Source organism: Microbacterium barkeri, assembly GCF_027921765.1.
GTDB classification, from domain to species: Bacteria; Actinomycetota; Actinomycetes; order Actinomycetales; family Microbacteriaceae; genus Microbacterium; species Microbacterium barkeri.
Genome location: NZ_BSEJ01000002.1, coordinates 94,643 through 110,477, shown reverse-complemented (window position 1 = coordinate 110,477; position 15,835 = coordinate 94,643). Strand labels below are relative to the sequence as shown.

The window sequence follows — 15,835 nt, the reverse complement described above, 5'->3', positions numbered from 1 at the left end:
CCCGAGGCGGTCTCTTCGCACCGGGACGATGCGCGTGCGTTCAGGCATCCAGCCTAGCCCACTCGCCGCGCGGAACGCCCTGAGGCGACGCGCTCTGATGGCACGCACAGTCGCGCGCCGCCGCGTTCCGACAGGGCGGCGCTACCGTGGGCGACATGGAATTCATCGGCGAGCCCCCGACGGTCGATCTCACCTACTCGGACGTCTTCCTCGCGCCGCGCAGATCGGCGATCACGAGCCGCCTCCAGGTCGACCTCGCGCCGGGTGACGGCACGACCGCGACCATCCCGCTCGTGTCGAGCAACATGAACTCCGTGACGGGCCCGCGGCTCGCGGCGGCCCTCGCGCGCCGCGGCGGGCTCGGCGTGCTCCCGCAGGACATGCCCCTTCAGGCCCTCGATGCGGCCATCCGCTGGGTGAAGCGGCAGCCGGTGCACTGGGACACGCCGCTCATCCTCGCGCCAGAGACGACGGTCGAGGAGGCGCGTCGCGTGCTGCCGCCGCTCGAGGGGCACGGCATCGTCGTCGGTCGCGCCGAGGGAGCGGATGGCGAGCTCCCGCACGTGTCCGACATCCGCGGCATGCTGCCGGCGTCTCGGCTCGCGACCGCGCTTCCCGACGCCGCGCTCGGCGACCTCGTGCGCGGCCCCGTGCCGTCGATCGACGCCGACGACGTCACCGACGCACGGCACGCGTTCGACCTGCTCGTGGACGCCGATGTCGAGATGATGACCGTCGTGCGCAAGGGCCGGCTCGTGGGCACCGCGACGCGCCGCAGCGCCCTCCGGTCGACGCTCTACCGCCCCGCGGTCGACGCCGGCGGCCGCCTCGTCGTCGCCGCGGCGATCGGCATCAACGGCGACGTCGAGGCGAAGGCCCGGGCGCTCGCGGCGGCGGGCGTCGACGTGCTCGTGGTCGACACCGCGCACGGGCATCAGGAGGGGATGCTGCGCGCGCTCGGCGTCGTCGCGGGCCTCGGCCTCGGCATCCCGGTCGTGGCCGGCAACATCGTCACGGCCGACGGCGTCCGCGACCTCGTGGCGGCCGGCGCGTCGATCCTCAAGGTCGGCGTGGGCCCCGGCGCGATGTGCACGACCCGCATGATGACCGCCGTCGGGCGGCCCCAGTTCTCGGCCGTGCTCGAGACCGCCGAGGCCGCGCGCGACCTCGGCGCGCACGTGTGGGCGGATGGCGGCGTCCGCTACCCGCGCGACGTCGCGCTCGCGCTCGCGGCGGGCGCCGCGAGCGTCATGATCGGCTCGTGGTTCGCCGGCACCATCGAGGCGCCGGGCTCGCTGCAGACGGACGCCGACGGCCGCATCTTCAAGGAGTCGTGGGGGATGGCCTCGACGAAGGCCGTGCAGGAGCGCTTCGGCCGACTCGACGCCTACGAGCGTGCACGCAAGGAGCTGTTCGCCGAGGGGATCTCGTCGTCGCGCATCTACCTCGACCCGCTCCGCCCGAGCGTCGAGGACCTCGTCGACATGATCACCTCGGGCGTGCGCTCGTCGTTCACGTATGCGGGCGCCGCGACCGTGGCGGAGTTCCACGACCGCGCCCGCGTCGGCCTGCAGTCCGCGGCGGGCTACGAGGAGGGGAAGGCGCTCCCCGTCAGCTGGTGACGGGGAGCGCCGGGGCGTCGCGTCAGCGCCGGCGGGAGCGCTCTGTCGCGTCGTGGACCTCGCCCACGAGCTCCTCGATGATGTCCTCGAGGAAGAGCACGGCTGTCGTCGTGCCCTCGGCGTCGCGCACCCGGGCCAGGTGGCGCCCGGCGCGGCGCATGATCGCCAGCGCGTCCTCGAGGTCGGTCGTCTCCTGAACCGGCACCATCGCGTGGATCCGCTTGGGCGGGATGGGGCGCGCGGCCTTCTCATCCGGGTCGTCGCCGTTCGCGGCGCGGAGGATGTCCTTGAGATGGACGTATCCGACCGGGTCGCCCGCATCGTCGACGATCACGTACCGCGAGTAGCCGTGCTTCGCCACCGCGCGCTCGACCTCGTCGGGCGTGACCTGCTCGGGAAGCGTCACGATCCGCGCGAGCGGCACCGCGACATCCTTCGCCTTCTTGTCGGTGAACTCCACCGCGGCCGCGACCGTGCCGGCGGTGTCGTCGAGGACGCCCTCGCGGCGCGACTGCGCGACGATCGTGGCGACCTCGTCGAGGGTGAAGGTCGATGCGGCCTCGTTCTTCGGCTCGACGCCGAAGAGGCGCAGCACCGCGTTCGCGAGCCAGTTCAGGGCCCAGATCACGGGATGGAAGACCTTCGACACCCACACGAGCGGCGGAGCGAGCAGGAGCACGGCGCGGTCGGGAACCGAGAACGCGATGTTCTTGGCGACCATCTCGCCGAACACGACGTGCAGGTAGGAGACGAACACGAGCGCGATCACGAACGCGATCGTGTCGACGGCCGCCTCGGCCATCCCGGTGAGCCCGAGCGGCACCGCGAGGAGGTGGTGCAGCGCCGGCTCCGAGACGTTCAGGATGAGCAGCGAGCAGATCGTGATGCCCAGCTGCGAGGTCGCGAGCATGAGCGTCGCGTGCTCCATCGCGAACAGCGCGGTGCGCGCCGCGCGCGAGCCCTTCTCGGCGAGCGGCTCGATCTGCGAGCGCCGCGCCGAGATGACGGCGAACTCGGCGCCGACGAAGAAGGCGTTCGCGAGCAGGAGCACCACGAGCCATGCCAGTCCGGCCCAGTCGCTCATCGCCGGCCCTCCTCGTCCTCAGCGCCCTCGGGGAGCGGGTCGGGGGTGAAGCGCACGCGGTCGACGCGGCGCCCGTCCATCCGCTCCACGGTGAGTGTGCCGTCGTCGACGCGGACGGCGTCTCCGACGACGGGCACGCGCTCGAGCACGCTCATGATGAATCCGCCGACCGTGTCGTACGCGTCGTCCTCCGGCACCTCGACGGCTGCGCGGTCGCGCAGCTCGTCGGGGCGGAGCTGACCGGGGAAGGTCACCGAGTCGCGGTGGCGCACGACCCCCGCGGGGCGGCGGTCGTGCTCGTCGGACACCTCGCCGACGATCTCCTCGACGAGGTCCTCGAGGGTCACGACGCCCGCCGTGCCGCCGTACTCGTCGACGACGACGGCCATCTGGTAGCCGCCGACCCGGAGCTCGGCGATGAGGGCGTCGAGGTGCACGGTCTCGGGAACGCGCAGCGGCTCGTTCGCGAGGGCGGCCGCCGGCACGTCGCCTCGCCGCTCGCGCGGAACGCTGACCGCGGCCTTGAGGTGCACGATGCCGACGATGTCGTCCATCGACTCGTCGTACACGGGGAACCGGCTGTGCCCGGTCTGCCGCGCGAGCTGGATCACCTCGTCGGCGGAGTCGCCGGCCGCGACCGCGTGGACGCGCGGCCGCGGCGTCATGACGTCGCCCGCGCTGAGTCGCGCGAACGTGAGGCTCCGGTCGAGCAGGGTCGCGGTGTCCTCCTCGAGGACGCCCGCGAGAGCGGAGCGCCGCACGAGGCTCGAGAGCTCCTCGGCCGAGCGGGCGCCCGAGAGCTCCTCCTTGGGCTCGATGCCCATCGCCCGCAGCACGGCGTTGGCGCTGCCGTTCAGCAGGGCGATCACCGGCCGGAACACGGCGGTGAACGCGATCTGGAACGGCGCGACCACCTTGGCCGTGGCCAGCGGCAGCGCGAGCGCGAAGTTCTTCGGCACGAGCTCGCCCAGGATCATCGAGAGGATGGTCGCGACGGCCATCGCCACGACGGTCGCGATGGGCGCGACGGCCGGCTCGGCGACGCCCCAGCCGATGAGGACCGGCCGCAGCAGGTTCGAGAACGCGGGCTCGAGCGTGTAGCCCGTGAGCAGGGTCGTCAGCGTGATGCCGAGCTGGGCGCTCGACAGGTGCGTCGAGGTGTGCCGCAGCGCGCGGATCGTGAGCGACAGGCGGCTCTCGCCGCGCGACTGGCGCGCCTCGAGCTCGGCGCGGTCGAGGTTCACGAGCGCGAACTCGCTCGCGACGAACAGACCGGTTCCGATCGTCAGGATGAGCCCCACGCCCAGGAAGACGTAATCCATCATTCGTCACCTCCGAGGGGCTCGGAGGGCGGGCAGTGGGGCGATCGTCTGTAACTCGGAGGGTCGTCCATCGTGCCGCTCATGATACGGCACGCCTCTGGACGCGCGTCTCGCTCAGCGTCGTGCCGCCACGCGCTCGCGGTGCGCGCGCAGGTACTGCGGCGGCCACAGCGCGTCGGCCGGCTCGCCGAGCTCGGCCGCCGCACGGAGCGCGAAGTGCGGATCCCGCAGGAACTCGCGACCCGCGAAGACGGCGTCGGCTGCGCCTTCGGCGAGCACCTCCTCGGCCTGCTCTCCCGACGTGATGATCCCCACGGCCGCCGTGGGGAGGCCCGTGAGCTCGCGGATGCGCGCGGCGTGCGGAACCTGGTAGCCCGGTCCCGGCTCGATGCGCTGGTGGCGCACGAGACCCCCGGTGGAGATGTCGAAGAGGTCGGCGCCGGCCTCGTGCGCCCAGGTCGCCGCGGTCGCGACGTCCTCGACCTCGAGCCCGCCCGGGGCCCAGTCCGTCGCGGAGAAGCGCACGAAGACGGGCACTCGGTCGCCCACCTCGGCGCGCACGGCGCGGACGACCTCGAGCAGGAGCCGTGCCCGGCCCTCCGGCGAGCCGCCCCATCCGTCCGTGCGCTGATTCGACAGCGGCGAGAGGAACTCGTGCAGGAGGTAGCCGTGCGCCGCGTGCACCTCGACGACGTCGAAGCCGGCATCGAGGGCGCGCCGGGCGGCGGCGCGGAAGTCCGAGATCACCTGCGCGATGCCCGCCTCGTCGAGCTCCTGCGGGACCGCGTAGCCGTCGAACGCGACCGGAGACGGGGCGACCGTGGGCGATCCGCCCTCCTCGATCGGAACGCTGCCCTCCGCGTCGGCGAACGGCCACCAGGTCGAGCCCTTGCGACCCGCGTGCGCGAGCTGCACGGCCGCGAGCGCGCCGCGCGCGTGGATCGCGGCGACGACCTCGGCCCACGCGTCGCGCTGGGCGTCGTTCCAGATGCCCGCGTCGCGCGGCGAGATCCGGCCCTCGGGCGAGACGGCCGCGGCCTCGCTCATGACCAGGCCCGCGCCGCCCGATGCGAACTGCGCGAGGTGCACGTGGTGCCAGTCGTTCACGACGCCGTCCTCGGCGCTGTACATGCACATCGGCGACACCCACAGGCGGTTGCGGAACGTCGTCTCGCGGACGGTCAGGGGGCTGAACAGCTGGCTCACAGTGCTCCGATCCGGCGGCGCTCGTCGGCGCCGCGCACAGCGCGAGTAGGGTGGCGGCATGCCGGGAGGACACGCATGGCACTCGGATGAGTGGACCGCCCAGGACGCGGTCCGCGTCCTGCGAGTGCCAACCGCAGACGACCACAAGTATTCCCGAGGCGTCGTCGCCCTGCGCACGGGGTCGCTCGCGTACCCGGGCGCGGCGGTGCTCTCGACGGAGGGTGCGTGGCGCGCGGGCGTCGGGATGGTCCGGTGGGACGGCCCCGAGGACGTCGCGGGCCTCGTGCTGCAGCGCCGACCCGAGACCGTGCTCGGCGCGGGGCGCGCCGACGCCTGGGTCATCGGCTCCGGTGTGGACGCGCGCGGACGCGGCGAGGATGAGACGCGGCTGCTGCGCGGCATCCTGCGCGACCGGCCGCTGCCCGTCGTCGTCGACGCGGGGGCTCTGGACCTCGCCGTGGAGGCCACGGGCCCGCTCATCGTGACGCCGCACGAGGGGGAGCTGCGCGAGGTGCGCATTCCGCTCGGCTTCGGCATCGACGACGTCGAGGAGGATCCGCTCGCCCCGCGCCTGAGCGGCCCGTTCCGAGAGCGCGTGCTCGTGGTCCGCGAGACCGCGGTCGCGCTCGGCGGCGTCGTGCTCCTCAAGGGCGCCGCGACGATCGTGGCGACGCCGGGAGGCTGGTGGACGGTCGTCCGCTCCGGCACGCCCTGGCTCGCGTCGGCGGGCACGGGCGACGTCCTGGCCGGAGCGGCGGGCGCTCTTCTCGCGGGAGCAGCGGCGGCCGCCCGCGTCGCGGGGCGCGAGCTCGACGTCGAGGAGCTCGGCCCGATCGCCGCGACCGCGGCCTGGCTGCACGGGACCGCCGGACGCATCGCCTCCGGCCGCGGCCATCCGATCGCCGCGATCGACGTGGCCGAGGCGCTTCCGGCCGCCTTCGCCGCCGCGCTCGCCGCCTGAGCCGGCGCGGGCGTGTTCGGGGGCTGGTGCTGGGGTTGGGGCGGGGGCTGCGCCGGGGTGGCGGCCGGATCGGGGTGGCGGCCGGGCGGAGCCGGCATGTCTCACCAGTGTGGGGATAGGGATGCCGAAAGGGTGCCTTTTCGAGACATGCGGCCGGGTGCGGCCAGGGCCCGACGTGGCGTGTCTCACCGGTGCAGGGATTGGCGCGCCGAAACCGTGCCTTTTCGAGACATGCGACCGGGCCCGGGCCGGCATGTCTCACCTGGGTGGGGATTGGCGCGCCGAAACCGTGCTTTTTCGAGACACGCGGCGGGGCCCGACGGCGCATGTCTCACCCGGGTAGTGATTGGCACGCCGAAACCGTGCCTTTTCGAGACATGCGACCGGGCCCGGGCCGGCATGTCTCACCCGGGTAGGGATTGGCACGCCGAAACGGTGCCCTTTCGAGACATGCGCCAGGGCCACGCGCCAAGGCCCGGGCCGGCATGTCTCACCCGGGTAGGGATTGGCACGCCGAAACGGTGCCCTTTCGAGACATGCGCCAGGGCCACGCGCCAAGGCCCGACCCGGCATGTCTCACCCGGGTAGGGATAGACACCCCGAAACCGTGCCCTTTCGAGACATGCACGGGGGCGGATGGCCGGAGGGGCGGTCCGTAGGATGGGGGCGTGCCGAGGCGGATGCTGCTGTGGATCGCGTTCACGCTCGTGCACGTCTGGGTCGCGGCGGCCGGCTGGTGGATGCCCAACCAGCCGATGGGCGACGTCCACCTCGTGTACGAGCCGTGGTCGGCGCGCGCCCTCGCGGGCGACGGCATCGTCGGCGTCACCGAGGCGTGGGTATACCCGCAGCTGGCCCTCGCGCCGATGCTGCTCGCACACGCGCTCGCCGGGATCGGCGGATACGACCTCGCGTGGGCGATCCTCGTCACGCTGTGCGACGCGGTCGCCTTCTGGCTCCTCGTCGGAGACGGACGATCACGCGGTCGCCGCACGGCCGCGTGGTTCTGGCTCGGCTTCGCGCTCCTCCTCGGGCCGGTCGGGATGTTCCGGCTCGACGCGATCACGGTGCCGATCGCGATCGTCGGGCTGCTCCTCCTCGCGACGCGGCCGACCGTCGCCTCCGCCCTCCTCACGGCCGCCGCCTGGATCAAGGTGTGGCCGGCTGCGCTCGTGGCGACGGCCGTGGTCGCGATGCGCCGCCGAGGGGCCGTGCTCGTCGGCGCTGCCGTCGCCTCCGCCCTCGTCGTCGCGGTCGTCGTGGTGAGCGGGGGAGCGGCCCACCTGCTCGGATTCGTCACGATGCAGACGGGGCGCGGCCTGCAGCTCGAGGCGCCCGTGAGCACGTTCTACGTCTGGGGTGCCGCGCTGCACATCCCGGACTGGTGGATCTTCTACGACCGCGACATCCTCACTTTCCAGGTGACGGGACCGCAGGTCGATGCCGTCATCGCCGCGATGACCCCGCTGCTCGGTGCCGCGGTCGCCGCGATCGCGGTGCTCGGCGTCGTCCAGGCGCGCCGGGGCGCCGCGTACCGCTCGCTCGTGCCGCCGCTCGCGCTGGCCCTCGTTCTCGCGTTCATGGTGTTCAACAAGGTCGGCTCCCCTCAGTTCCACGACTGGCTCATCGCGCCGATCGCGCTGTGGCTCGTCGTCGACCGGCGACGTGCTCGGGGGCCGGCTCTCCTCGCGCTGGCCTGCGCGCTCCTCACCCAGCTCGTGTACCCCCTCCTCTACATGGGGGTCATGCTCGCCGAGCCGTTCGCCGTGTCGGTCCTGACGGCACGCAACGCACTGCTCGTCGTCCTCCTCGTCTGGGCGGTCGCGCGCGTGGCGCGCGTGCCCGTCCGCGTCCGCTCGCGCGCCGTCGCGCTCGCGGAGTCCTGACCGTCCTTCGAAAGGGGAATCCCATGCTCGTCGCCTTCTCCGTCGCTCCCTCGGGAGACGGCAGCGCCGACGGCTCCGTGCACGACGCGGTCGCCGCGGCCGTCAAGGTCGTCCGCGAATCGGGCCTCGCGCACCGCACGACGTCGATGTTCACCGAGATCGAGGGCGAGACCTGGGACGAGGTGATGGATGTCGTGCGCCGCGCGACCGAGGCCGTCATGCCGTTCGGCTCCCGCGTCTCCCTCGTGCTGAAGGCCGACATCCGCCCGGGCTACCACGGCGAGATCGACGGCAAGATCGAGCGCCTCGAGCGTGCGATCGGCGACCTGGACTGAGGCTTCCGTGAGAGCGGCGCCGCGCACGGCCCGTAGACTCTCCTGGTGACCACCTCGACCACCACGTCGAGGGGTGCGGCGATGTGGGCGCTCCTCTCGCTCGCCATCGGCGCCTTCGGCATCGGCATGACCGAGTTCGTCTCGATGGGCCTCCTCCCGCGCATCGCGGGCGACCTCCTGCCGGCCGTCCACGCCGCGAGCCCCGAGGACGCCGTCGCGCAGGCGGGCGTGCTGATCAGCCTCTACGCGCTCGGCGTCGTCATCGGAGCGCCGACGATCGCGGCGTTCGTGTCGCGGTTCCCGCGTCACCGCGTGCTCATCGCCCTCGCCCTCGCGCTCCTCGTCTTCAACGCGCTCACCGTCGTCATGCCGACGTTCGAACTCGTCGGCCTCTCGCGCTTCCTGTCGGGGCTGCCGCACGGCGCGTACTTCGGCATGGCCGCCGTCGTCGCGGCCGACCTGTTCGGCCCCGAGAAGCGCGGCCGCGCGATCTCGATCGTCATGAGCGGCCTCATGATCGCCAACGTGGTCGGCGTGCCCGGCGGCACGCTCCTCGGTCAGCAGCTCGGATGGCGCGCCGCCTACGTCGTCGTCGGGGCGGTCTTCCTGCTCGCCCTGCTCATGATCGCCTTCTTCGTGCCCGCGCAGCCCGGCGACGCGGGTCGCACGGTCCGCCACGAGCTCGGCATCTTCCGCATCCCCCAGGTCTGGCTCACGGTCGCGATCGGGTCGATCGGCTTCGGCGCGTTCTTCGCGGTGTACAGCTACGTCGCGACCCTCGTGACCGAGGTCGCCGGGGCGGAGGAGTGGGTCGTGTCGATCGCGCTCGTCGCCATCGGGCTCGGCATGACGATCGGCAACCTGCTCGGCGGCCTGCTCGCCGACATCAGCGTGCGCCGCACCCTCGTCTACGGTCTGCTCGCGCTCGCCGGCGCGTCGGCCCTCGTCGGCGTCGTCGCCCACCTCACCATCGCGCTCGTCATCGGCCTGTTCGTCTTCGCGACCGTCTCGGCGACCGCCACGCCGACCGTGCAGCTGCGCCTGCTCGATGTCGCGCGCGATCACCAGGCGATCGGCGCCGCCCTCAACCACTCGGCGCTCAATGTCGGCAACAGCCTCGGGGCGGCGCTCGGCGGCGCCGTGATCGCCGCCGGATGGGGATACGTCGCCCCGGTGTGGGTCGGCGTCGTCCTGTCACTCGTCGGGATGGCCATCGCGCTCGTCGCCTTCGCGGCCGAACGGCGCTCCGACGCGCGGATGCTCGCATCCTTCTCCTCGGAGGACACCGGCACCTCGCCCATCCCCACGGTCTGAGCCCGGGCCATCCGCTCGCGGCGCAGGACGCCGCGTAGGGTCGAAGGCGTGACCGACCGATGCACCTGGGTGCGCGACGCCATCCGCCTGCTCGAGGCCGACGCGAACCGCAGCGCCGACACGCACCTGCACGTCTTCCCGCTTCCGCCCGAGTGGGGCATCGACCTGTACCTCAAGGACGAGTCCGTGCACCCGACCGGCTCGCTCAAGCACCGCCTCGCGCGATCGCTCATCCTCTACGGGCTCGTGAACGGGCGCATCGACGAGAGGACGACGCTCGTCGAGGCGTCGAGCGGATCGACCGCCGTGTCGGAGGCGTACTTCGCGCGCATGCTCGGGCTCGACTTCGTGACGGTCGTGCCGCGGGCGACGAGCCCCGAGAAGATCGAGCTCATCGAGTTCTACGGAGGGCGCTGCCACTTCGTCGACGTCCCCGGCGACATGTACGCCGAGGCGGAGCGCCTGGCGGCGGAGAGCGGCGGGTACTACCTCGACCAGTTCACGTACGCCGAGCGCGCGACCGACTGGCGCGGCAACAACAACATCGCCGAGAGCGTGTTCGAGCAGCTCGCCGCCGAGCGCTATCCCGTCCCCGCGTGGATCGTCGTGGGCGCGGGAACCGGCGGCACGAGCGCGACGTTCGGCCGCTATGTGCGCTACCGCCGCCATCCGACCCGGATCGCGGTCGTCGACCCGGAGAACTCCGCGTACTACGGCGGATGGCGCACCGGGCGCTCCGACCACACGACGGGCATGCCGAGCCGCATCGAGGGCATCGGGCGCCCGCGCGTCGAGCCGTCGTTCGTCCCCGGAGTGATCGACGAGGTGCTCCCGATCCCCGACGCGGCGTCGCTCGCGGCCATCCGCCTCCTCAGGGAGCGCACGCTGCACTGGGCGGGCGGCTCGACCGGCACCAACCTCGTCGGCGCGTTCCAGATCATCGCGCGGATGATCGCGGCGGGGGAGCGGGGCAGCGTCGTCACCCTCATCTGCGACGGCGGCGCGCGCTACGCTCACACCTACCACGACGACGCGTGGGTCGCCGCGCAGGGGCACGACCTCGCGCCGCACCGCGAGCGGATGGACCGCTTCCTCGCGACCGGCGTCTGGGACTGACCCGCGCTACGCCGCGAACAGGCGGCCGAGGTGGTGGGCGACGGCCTCGGTCTCGATGAGGAACCCGTCGTGGCCGAAGTCGCTGTGCAGCACCACCGACTCCTGCCCGTCGAGCGTGTTCGGGATGCTGCGCGCGATGCGGTGCTGCCCGTCGACGGGGAAGAGCCGGTCGCTGTCGATCCCCAGCACGAGCGTCGTCGCGGTGACCTCCGACAGGGCCTCCTCGACACCGCCGCGGCCGCGGCCGACGTCGTGCGAGTCCATCGCCTCCACGAGCCGGATGTACGTGTTCGCGTCGAAGCGGCGCGTGAACTTGTTGCCGTGGAAGTCGAGGTACGACTCCACCGCGAAGCGGCCGCCGAAGCCGAGGGGGCTGACGTCGGACTGCCACGACCGCTGGAACCGCTGATTGAGCTCGGTGGGGCTGCGGTAGTTCAGCAGGGCCATCCGACGGGCGAGCGCGAGACCGCGGTGCGGCCCCTCACCGGGTGCCGCGTCGTAGTAGTCGCCGCCCGCGAATCGGGGATCGATCTCGATCGCCTCGAGCTGGACGGAGTTCAGGGCGATCTGGTCGGCCGTGTTGATCGGGGGCGAGGAGAGGATGGCCAGCCGCTCGACGCGGTCGGGCAGCCCGACGGCCCATTCGAGCGCGTGCATGCCGCCCATCGAGCCGCCGATCACGGCGGCCCAGCGGTCGATGCCCAGGGCGTCGGCGAGGCGGACCTGCGCGGCGACCTGGTCGCGGATGGTGAGATACGGGAAGCGCGAGCCCCAGGCCTCGCCGTCGGGGTGGATGCTCGCCGGCCCGGTCGAGCCCTGGCATCCGCCGAGGACGTTCGGGGCGATGACGAACCACCGATCGGTATCGATCGCGAGACCCGGCCCGACGAGCGCGTCCCACCATCCCGCGGTCGGATGCCCGGGGCCGGCGGGGCCGCGGACATGGCTGTCGCCGGTCAGAGCGTGCAGGATGAGCACCGCGTTGTCGCGGGCGGGGCTCAGCTCGCCCCACGTCTCGTACGCGAGGCGGAACCCTGGCAGCTCCGCGCCGCTCTCGGTCGTGAGCGGTCCGAACGCGGCGAACCGGCGATCCCCCACGGGATCGCCGTCGAGCCACGCTCCCGTCGCGGGCGGACGGCCGGCCATCGAGCGGGCGTCGGCCTCCGTGACGGGAGCAGACGGCACCGTGTCCTCGGAGATCTGCCAGTCCATCCGTCCATTCTCCCGTGCTCTGCGGGACGCCCCCGCCACTGTTACGCGTCGCCGGATACGGCGGATGCCCCGGGCGCGCGCCCGGGGCATCCATCGTGTTCGCGGGTCAGGCCCGAGCGGCCGCCGCCGTCTCGCGGGCCGCGACGAGCGCCTGCTCGAGGTCGGCCTTGAGGTCGTCGACGTTCTCGAGGCCGATCGACAGGCGCACGAGTCCCGGCGTCACGCCGCTCGTGAGCTGCTGCTCGGGGGTGAGCTGCGAGTGCGTCGTCGATGCGGGGTGGATGACGAGCGAGCGCACGTCGCCGATGTTGGCGAGGTGGCTGAACAGGCCGAGCGAGTTGACGAACGCGCGGCCCGCGTCGACGCCGCCCTTGAGCTCGAACGACAGCACGGCGCCGACGCCCTTCGGCGCGTAGCGGTTCGCGTTCGCGTACCACGGCGACGACGGGAGACCCGCGTAGTTGACCGTCGCGACGTCGGGGTGGTTCTCGAGCCACTCCGCGATCTCCTGGGCGTTCTGCACGTGGCGCTCGATCCGCAGCGACAGCGTCTCGATGCCCTGGATGAGCTGCCACGCGCTCTGCGGGGCGATGGCCGAGCCGAGGTCGCGCAGCAGCTGCACGCGCGCCTTGATGATGTACGCGAGCTCGTCGCCCACGGCGGTCGTGTAGCTCGCGCCGTGGTACGACGGGTCGGGCTCGGTGAGACCCGGGAACCTCTCGACGTTCTGCGACCACGCGAAGCGGCCGCCGTCGACGATCGCACCGCCGAGGACCGTGCCGTGCCCGCCGAGGAACTTCGTCGCGGAGTGCACGACGATGTCGGCGCCGTGCTCGAACGGGCGGATGAGGTACGGCGTCGCGATCGTGTTGTCCACGATGAGCGGCACGCCGTTCTCGTGGGCGATGTCGGCGACCGTGCGGATGTCGAGGACGTTGATGGCAGGGTTGCCGATCGTCTCCGCGAAGAACAGCTTCGTGTTCGGGCGGACCGCTGAACGCCACTGCTCGGGGTCGTCCTGGTTCTCGACGAAGGTGACCTCGATGCCCAGCTTGCCGAGCGTGTACTTGAAGAGGTTGTAGGTGCCGCCGTAGATCGAGCTCGAGGACACGATGTGGTCGCCGGCCTGCGCGATGTTGAGCACGGCGAAGGTCTCGGCGGCCTGGCCGCTCGCCACGAGGAGCGCGCCCGTGCCGCCCTCGAGCGCCGCGATGCGCTGCTCGACGACATCCTGCGTCGGGTTCTGCAGGCGCGTGTAGATGTTGCCGAACTCGGCGAGCGCGAAGAGGTTCTTCGCGTGGTCCGCGTCGCGGAACACGTACGAGGTCGTGTTGTAGATCGGCGTCGCACGGGCCCCGGTCACGGGGTCGGGCTGCGCGCCCGCGTGGATCTGCGTGGTCTCGAAGCGCCAGTTCTCGCTCATGCGTGTCTCCTGCTCGAAGGATGGTCGTGGGATCTGCTCGGGGATGCCCGCCTTCGGGCATGACTGCGACAGTACGGAACCCGCGGTGCCCGGGCAACGCACGGGACACGCGGCGTCATATCGCGCGTCGCATGCCGTCGCGGCTCGTCACAGGCCGTCACGGTGCGCCCTCGGTCGGGGACGGCATACTGGACGGATGGCGAACAGGCGTGCGGTCGTGACGGGAGCGAGCTCGGGGATTGGCGCGGCGACGGTGCGCCTGCTGCGCTCGCGCGGATGGGACGTCACGGGCGTGGCCCGGCGGGCCGAGCGCCTCGAGGCGCTCGCCGCGGAGACGGGCGCCGACGTGTTCGCCGCCGACCTCACCCGGCAGGCCGACGTCGACGCCCTGGCCGCGCATCTCGCCGCGAGCGGCGGCGTGCACGCGCTCGCGCACGTCGCGGGCGGCGCGCGCGGCACCGACCGTGTCGAGGACGGCGACGCCGACGAGTGGACGTGGATGTTCGAGGCGAACGTCCTGTCCGCGCAGCGGCTCGTGCGGGCTCTGCTGCCGCAGCTGCGCGACGCGGTGCGCGGGGGAGCGGGCCACGCCGACCTGCTCTTCGTCACGTCGACGGCTGCTCAGCGCGCGTATCCCGGTGGCGCCGGCTACAACGCCGCGAAGGCCGGGGAGTCGATGATCGTCGACGCCCTCCGGCTCGAGCTCAACGGCGAGCCGCTGCGCGTGATCGAGATCGCGCCGGGGATGGTGCGCACCGAGGAGTTCTCGCTCACGCGCCTCGGCGGCGACCGGGAGGCGGCGGACGCCGTGTACGCGGGCGTCGACAGCCCGCTCTCCGCCGAGGACGTGGCCGACGTGATCGCGTACGCCCTCGAGGCGCCCGGGCATGTGAACCTCGACCTCGTGACCGTGCGGCCCGTGGCCCAGGCGGCCGCGCATCTCCTGCACCGCGGCCCTCTCGCCGTCCGCGAGAGCTGATCCGCACCATCCGCATGTCTCGTTTTCCTTGGTTTTCCGGCCCGGATGGCGGCGGTTTTCGAGACATGCAGGATGGGTCTGACTTGCATGTCTCGTTTTCCCTGGTTTTCCGGCCCGGGAAGACGCGATGACTGAGACACGATCGAAAGGAACGCCCGTGACCGACACTCCGACCGAGCGCGAAGTCCTCACCTGGGACGGCTTCGGCGCCGCGACGCGCGATCTCGCCCGCACGATCCTCGACAGCGGCTTCGAGCCCGAGGTCGTCGTCGCGATCGCGCGCGGCGGACTCCTCCCCGCCGGCGCCATCGCCTACGGCCTCGGCGCGAAGAACTGCGGCGCCATCAACGTCGAGTTCTACACGGGCATCGGGACCGTCCTCGACGCGCCGGAGGTGCTCCCGCCGGCCCTCGACATGGAGTACCTCGACGGACGACGCGTGCTCCTCGTCGACGACGTCGCCGACTCGGGGCGCACGCTCGCGCTCGCCGTCCAGCTGCTCTCCGACAAGGGCGCCGACGTGCGGTCGGTCACGATCTTCACGAAGCCGTCGACGATCATCCAGCCCGACTACGCGTGGAAGGACACCGACCTCTGGATCGACTTCCCCTGGTCGGCCAGGGGCACCGTGCGCGAGGAGGACCTCGGCCTCGCCCCGACCGCGTGAGCGCGCTCGACATGGCAGGGCGCTCCCTTCCCGAGCTCGCCGAGGCGGGCCTCATCGACGCCGGCTGGGCGCACGCGCTCGCACCCGTGGCCGCCGACATCGCCGCGCTCGGCGACCGGCTCCGCGCCGAGGTCGCGGCCGGGCGGCCGTATCTGCCCGCGGGGGACCGCGTGCTGCGGGCGTTCCAGCGCCCGCTCGCCGACGTCCGCGTGCTCATCGTCGGGCAGGACCCGTACCCGACCCCGGGCCATCCGATCGGCCTGTCGTTCGCGGTCGAGCGACACGTCCGGCCCATCCCGCGCAGCCTGCAGAACATCTACCGCGAGCTGCAGAGCGACCTCGGCGTCGCGCCCGCGCCGCACGGCGACCTCTCGGCGTGGAGCGACCAGGGCGTGATGCTCCTCAACCGCGTGCTCACGGTGAGCCCCGGTGCGCCCGCGTCGCACCGCGGATGGGGGTGGGAGCGGGTGACCGAGACCGCGATCCGCGCCCTCGCAGAGCGCGGCGGGCCGCTCGTGGCGATCCTGTGGGGGCGTGACGCCGCGAACCTCAAGCCGCTGCTGGGCGGCGGGCCGTCGATCGAGTCGCCCCACCCCTCGCCGCTCTCGGCGAGCCGCGGCTTCTTCGGATCGCGGCCGTTCTCACGAGCGAACGCGCTGCTCGCGCAGCAGGGCGCCGGCCCTGTCGACTGGACGATCCCCGCGTAGT

The 15,835-nt window shown here is 72.5% G+C and carries 14 protein-coding genes; 9 read left to right on the top strand and 5 right to left on the bottom strand.

Annotation, left to right across the window (positions count from 1 at the left end):
• The first annotated feature begins 155 nt into the window (after positions 1–155).
• Positions 156–1,622 carry a GMP reductase gene (guaB1, locus tag PKE79_RS03585; RefSeq protein ID WP_271172292.1) on the top strand — a complete coding sequence of 489 codons (1,467 nt, stop codon included), beginning with the start codon at positions 156–158 and terminating at the stop codon, positions 1,620–1,622.
• Between the two features lie 22 nt (positions 1,623–1,644).
• Here the strand turns inward: guaB1 and PKE79_RS03580 are convergent, their stop codons facing one another.
• The 3 genes from PKE79_RS03580 to PKE79_RS03570 all read right to left on the bottom strand — a co-directional run bounded on the left by PKE79_RS03580 (position 1,645) and on the right by PKE79_RS03570 (position 5,234).
• Positions 1,645–2,706 (bottom strand): hemolysin family protein, encoded by a 1,062-nt coding sequence (locus PKE79_RS03580; RefSeq protein ID WP_271172291.1) that lies wholly within the window; start codon positions 2,704–2,706, stop codon positions 1,645–1,647.
• A complete protein-coding gene (locus PKE79_RS03575; protein ID WP_271172290.1) occupies positions 2,703–4,028 on the bottom strand; it encodes a hemolysin family protein in 1,326 nt (441 codons plus the stop codon). Before PKE79_RS03575 ends, PKE79_RS03580 begins: the two co-directional genes overlap by 4 nt.
• A 114-nt stretch (positions 4,029–4,142) precedes the next feature.
• Positions 4,143–5,234, bottom strand: a complete 1,092-nt coding sequence (locus tag PKE79_RS03570) for an NADH:flavin oxidoreductase/NADH oxidase (protein WP_271172289.1) — start codon at positions 5,232–5,234, stop codon at positions 4,143–4,145.
• A 58-nt stretch (positions 5,235–5,292) separates the two neighbouring features.
• Between PKE79_RS03570 and PKE79_RS03565 the strand changes: the two genes are divergently transcribed.
• From PKE79_RS03565 to cds1, 5 genes are all read left to right on the top strand, one after another.
• Positions 5,293–6,195 (top strand): ADP-dependent NAD(P)H-hydrate dehydratase, encoded by a 903-nt coding sequence (locus tag PKE79_RS03565; protein ID WP_271172288.1) that lies wholly within the window; start codon positions 5,293–5,295, stop codon positions 6,193–6,195.
• Between the two features lie 668 nt (positions 6,196–6,863).
• Positions 6,864–8,081, top strand: coding sequence for a glycosyltransferase family protein (locus PKE79_RS03560; protein ID WP_271172287.1), 1,218 nt, complete (start codon positions 6,864–6,866; stop codon positions 8,079–8,081).
• A gap of 23 nt (positions 8,082–8,104) precedes the next feature.
• Complete coding sequence (locus PKE79_RS03555; RefSeq protein ID WP_271172286.1) at positions 8,105–8,416, top strand: thiamine-binding protein; 312 nt, start codon at positions 8,105–8,107, stop codon at positions 8,414–8,416.
• 81 nt (positions 8,417–8,497) lie between these two features.
• Positions 8,498–9,730 (top strand): MFS transporter, encoded by a 1,233-nt coding sequence (locus PKE79_RS03550; protein ID WP_271172433.1) that lies wholly within the window; start codon positions 8,498–8,500, stop codon positions 9,728–9,730.
• A gap of 48 nt (positions 9,731–9,778) precedes the next feature.
• Positions 9,779–10,846 (top strand): L-cysteine desulfhydrase Cds1, encoded by a 1,068-nt coding sequence (gene cds1 / locus PKE79_RS03545; protein WP_271172285.1) that lies wholly within the window; start codon positions 9,779–9,781, stop codon positions 10,844–10,846.
• Positions 10,847–10,852: 6 nt separating this feature from the next.
• On the opposite strand, the gene metX is transcribed toward cds1, so the two are convergent.
• Positions 10,853–12,058: a homoserine O-acetyltransferase MetX gene (metX, locus tag PKE79_RS03540; RefSeq protein ID WP_271172284.1), complete on the bottom strand. Its 1,206-nt coding sequence runs from the start codon at positions 12,056–12,058 to the stop codon at positions 10,853–10,855.
• Positions 12,059–12,164: 106 nt separating this feature from the next.
• Positions 12,165–13,481 (bottom strand): bifunctional o-acetylhomoserine/o-acetylserine sulfhydrylase, encoded by a 1,317-nt coding sequence (locus tag PKE79_RS03535; protein WP_374727723.1) that lies wholly within the window; start codon positions 13,479–13,481, stop codon positions 12,165–12,167.
• 196 nt (positions 13,482–13,677) lie between these two features.
• Here PKE79_RS03535 and PKE79_RS03530 point away from each other — a divergent pair, with 196 nt between their 5' ends.
• The 3 genes from PKE79_RS03530 (at position 13,678) to PKE79_RS03520 (ending at position 15,834) form a co-directional block, all read left to right on the top strand.
• Positions 13,678–14,460, top strand: a complete 783-nt coding sequence (locus PKE79_RS03530; protein ID WP_271172283.1) for an SDR family oxidoreductase — start codon at positions 13,678–13,680, stop codon at positions 14,458–14,460.
• A 127-nt stretch (positions 14,461–14,587) separates the two neighbouring features.
• Positions 14,588–15,127: a phosphoribosyltransferase gene (locus tag PKE79_RS03525; RefSeq protein ID WP_374727724.1), complete on the top strand. Its 540-nt coding sequence runs from the start codon at positions 14,588–14,590 to the stop codon at positions 15,125–15,127.
• An 11-nt stretch (positions 15,128–15,138) separates the two neighbouring features.
• Positions 15,139–15,834, top strand: coding sequence for a uracil-DNA glycosylase (locus PKE79_RS03520; RefSeq protein WP_271172431.1), 696 nt, complete (start codon positions 15,139–15,141; stop codon positions 15,832–15,834).
• The last annotated feature ends 1 nt before the right edge of the window (position 15,835 follow it).

Bases quoted from the DNA above. Each gene is read 5' to 3' on its own strand.
- PKE79_RS03565 (WP_271172288.1), top strand. From the start codon at position 5,293: ATGCCGGGAGGACACGCATGGCACTCGGATGAGTGGACCGCCCAGGAC.
- PKE79_RS03555 (WP_271172286.1), top strand. From the start codon at position 8,105: ATGCTCGTCGCCTTCTCCGTCGCTCCCTCGGGAGACGGCAGCGCCGAC.
- PKE79_RS03580 (WP_271172291.1), bottom strand. From the start codon at position 2,706: ATGAGCGACTGGGCCGGACTGGCATGGCTCGTGGTGCTCCTGCTCGCG.
- guaB1 (WP_271172292.1), top strand. From the start codon at position 156: ATGGAATTCATCGGCGAGCCCCCGACGGTCGATCTCACCTACTCGGAC.
- PKE79_RS03575 (WP_271172290.1), bottom strand. From the start codon at position 4,028: ATGGATTACGTCTTCCTGGGCGTGGGGCTCATCCTGACGATCGGAACC.
- metX (WP_271172284.1), bottom strand. From the start codon at position 12,058: ATGGACTGGCAGATCTCCGAGGACACGGTGCCGTCTGCTCCCGTCACG.
- PKE79_RS03530 (WP_271172283.1), top strand. From the start codon at position 13,678: ATGGCGAACAGGCGTGCGGTCGTGACGGGAGCGAGCTCGGGGATTGGC.
- PKE79_RS03525 (WP_374727724.1), top strand. From the start codon at position 14,588: ATGACTGAGACACGATCGAAAGGAACGCCCGTGACCGACACTCCGACC.
- PKE79_RS03550 (WP_271172433.1), top strand. From the start codon at position 8,498: ATGTGGGCGCTCCTCTCGCTCGCCATCGGCGCCTTCGGCATCGGCATG.
- PKE79_RS03535 (WP_374727723.1), bottom strand. From the start codon at position 13,481: ATGAGCGAGAACTGGCGCTTCGAGACCACGCAGATCCACGCGGGCGCG.
- PKE79_RS03520 (WP_271172431.1), top strand. From the start codon at position 15,139: ATGGCAGGGCGCTCCCTTCCCGAGCTCGCCGAGGCGGGCCTCATCGAC.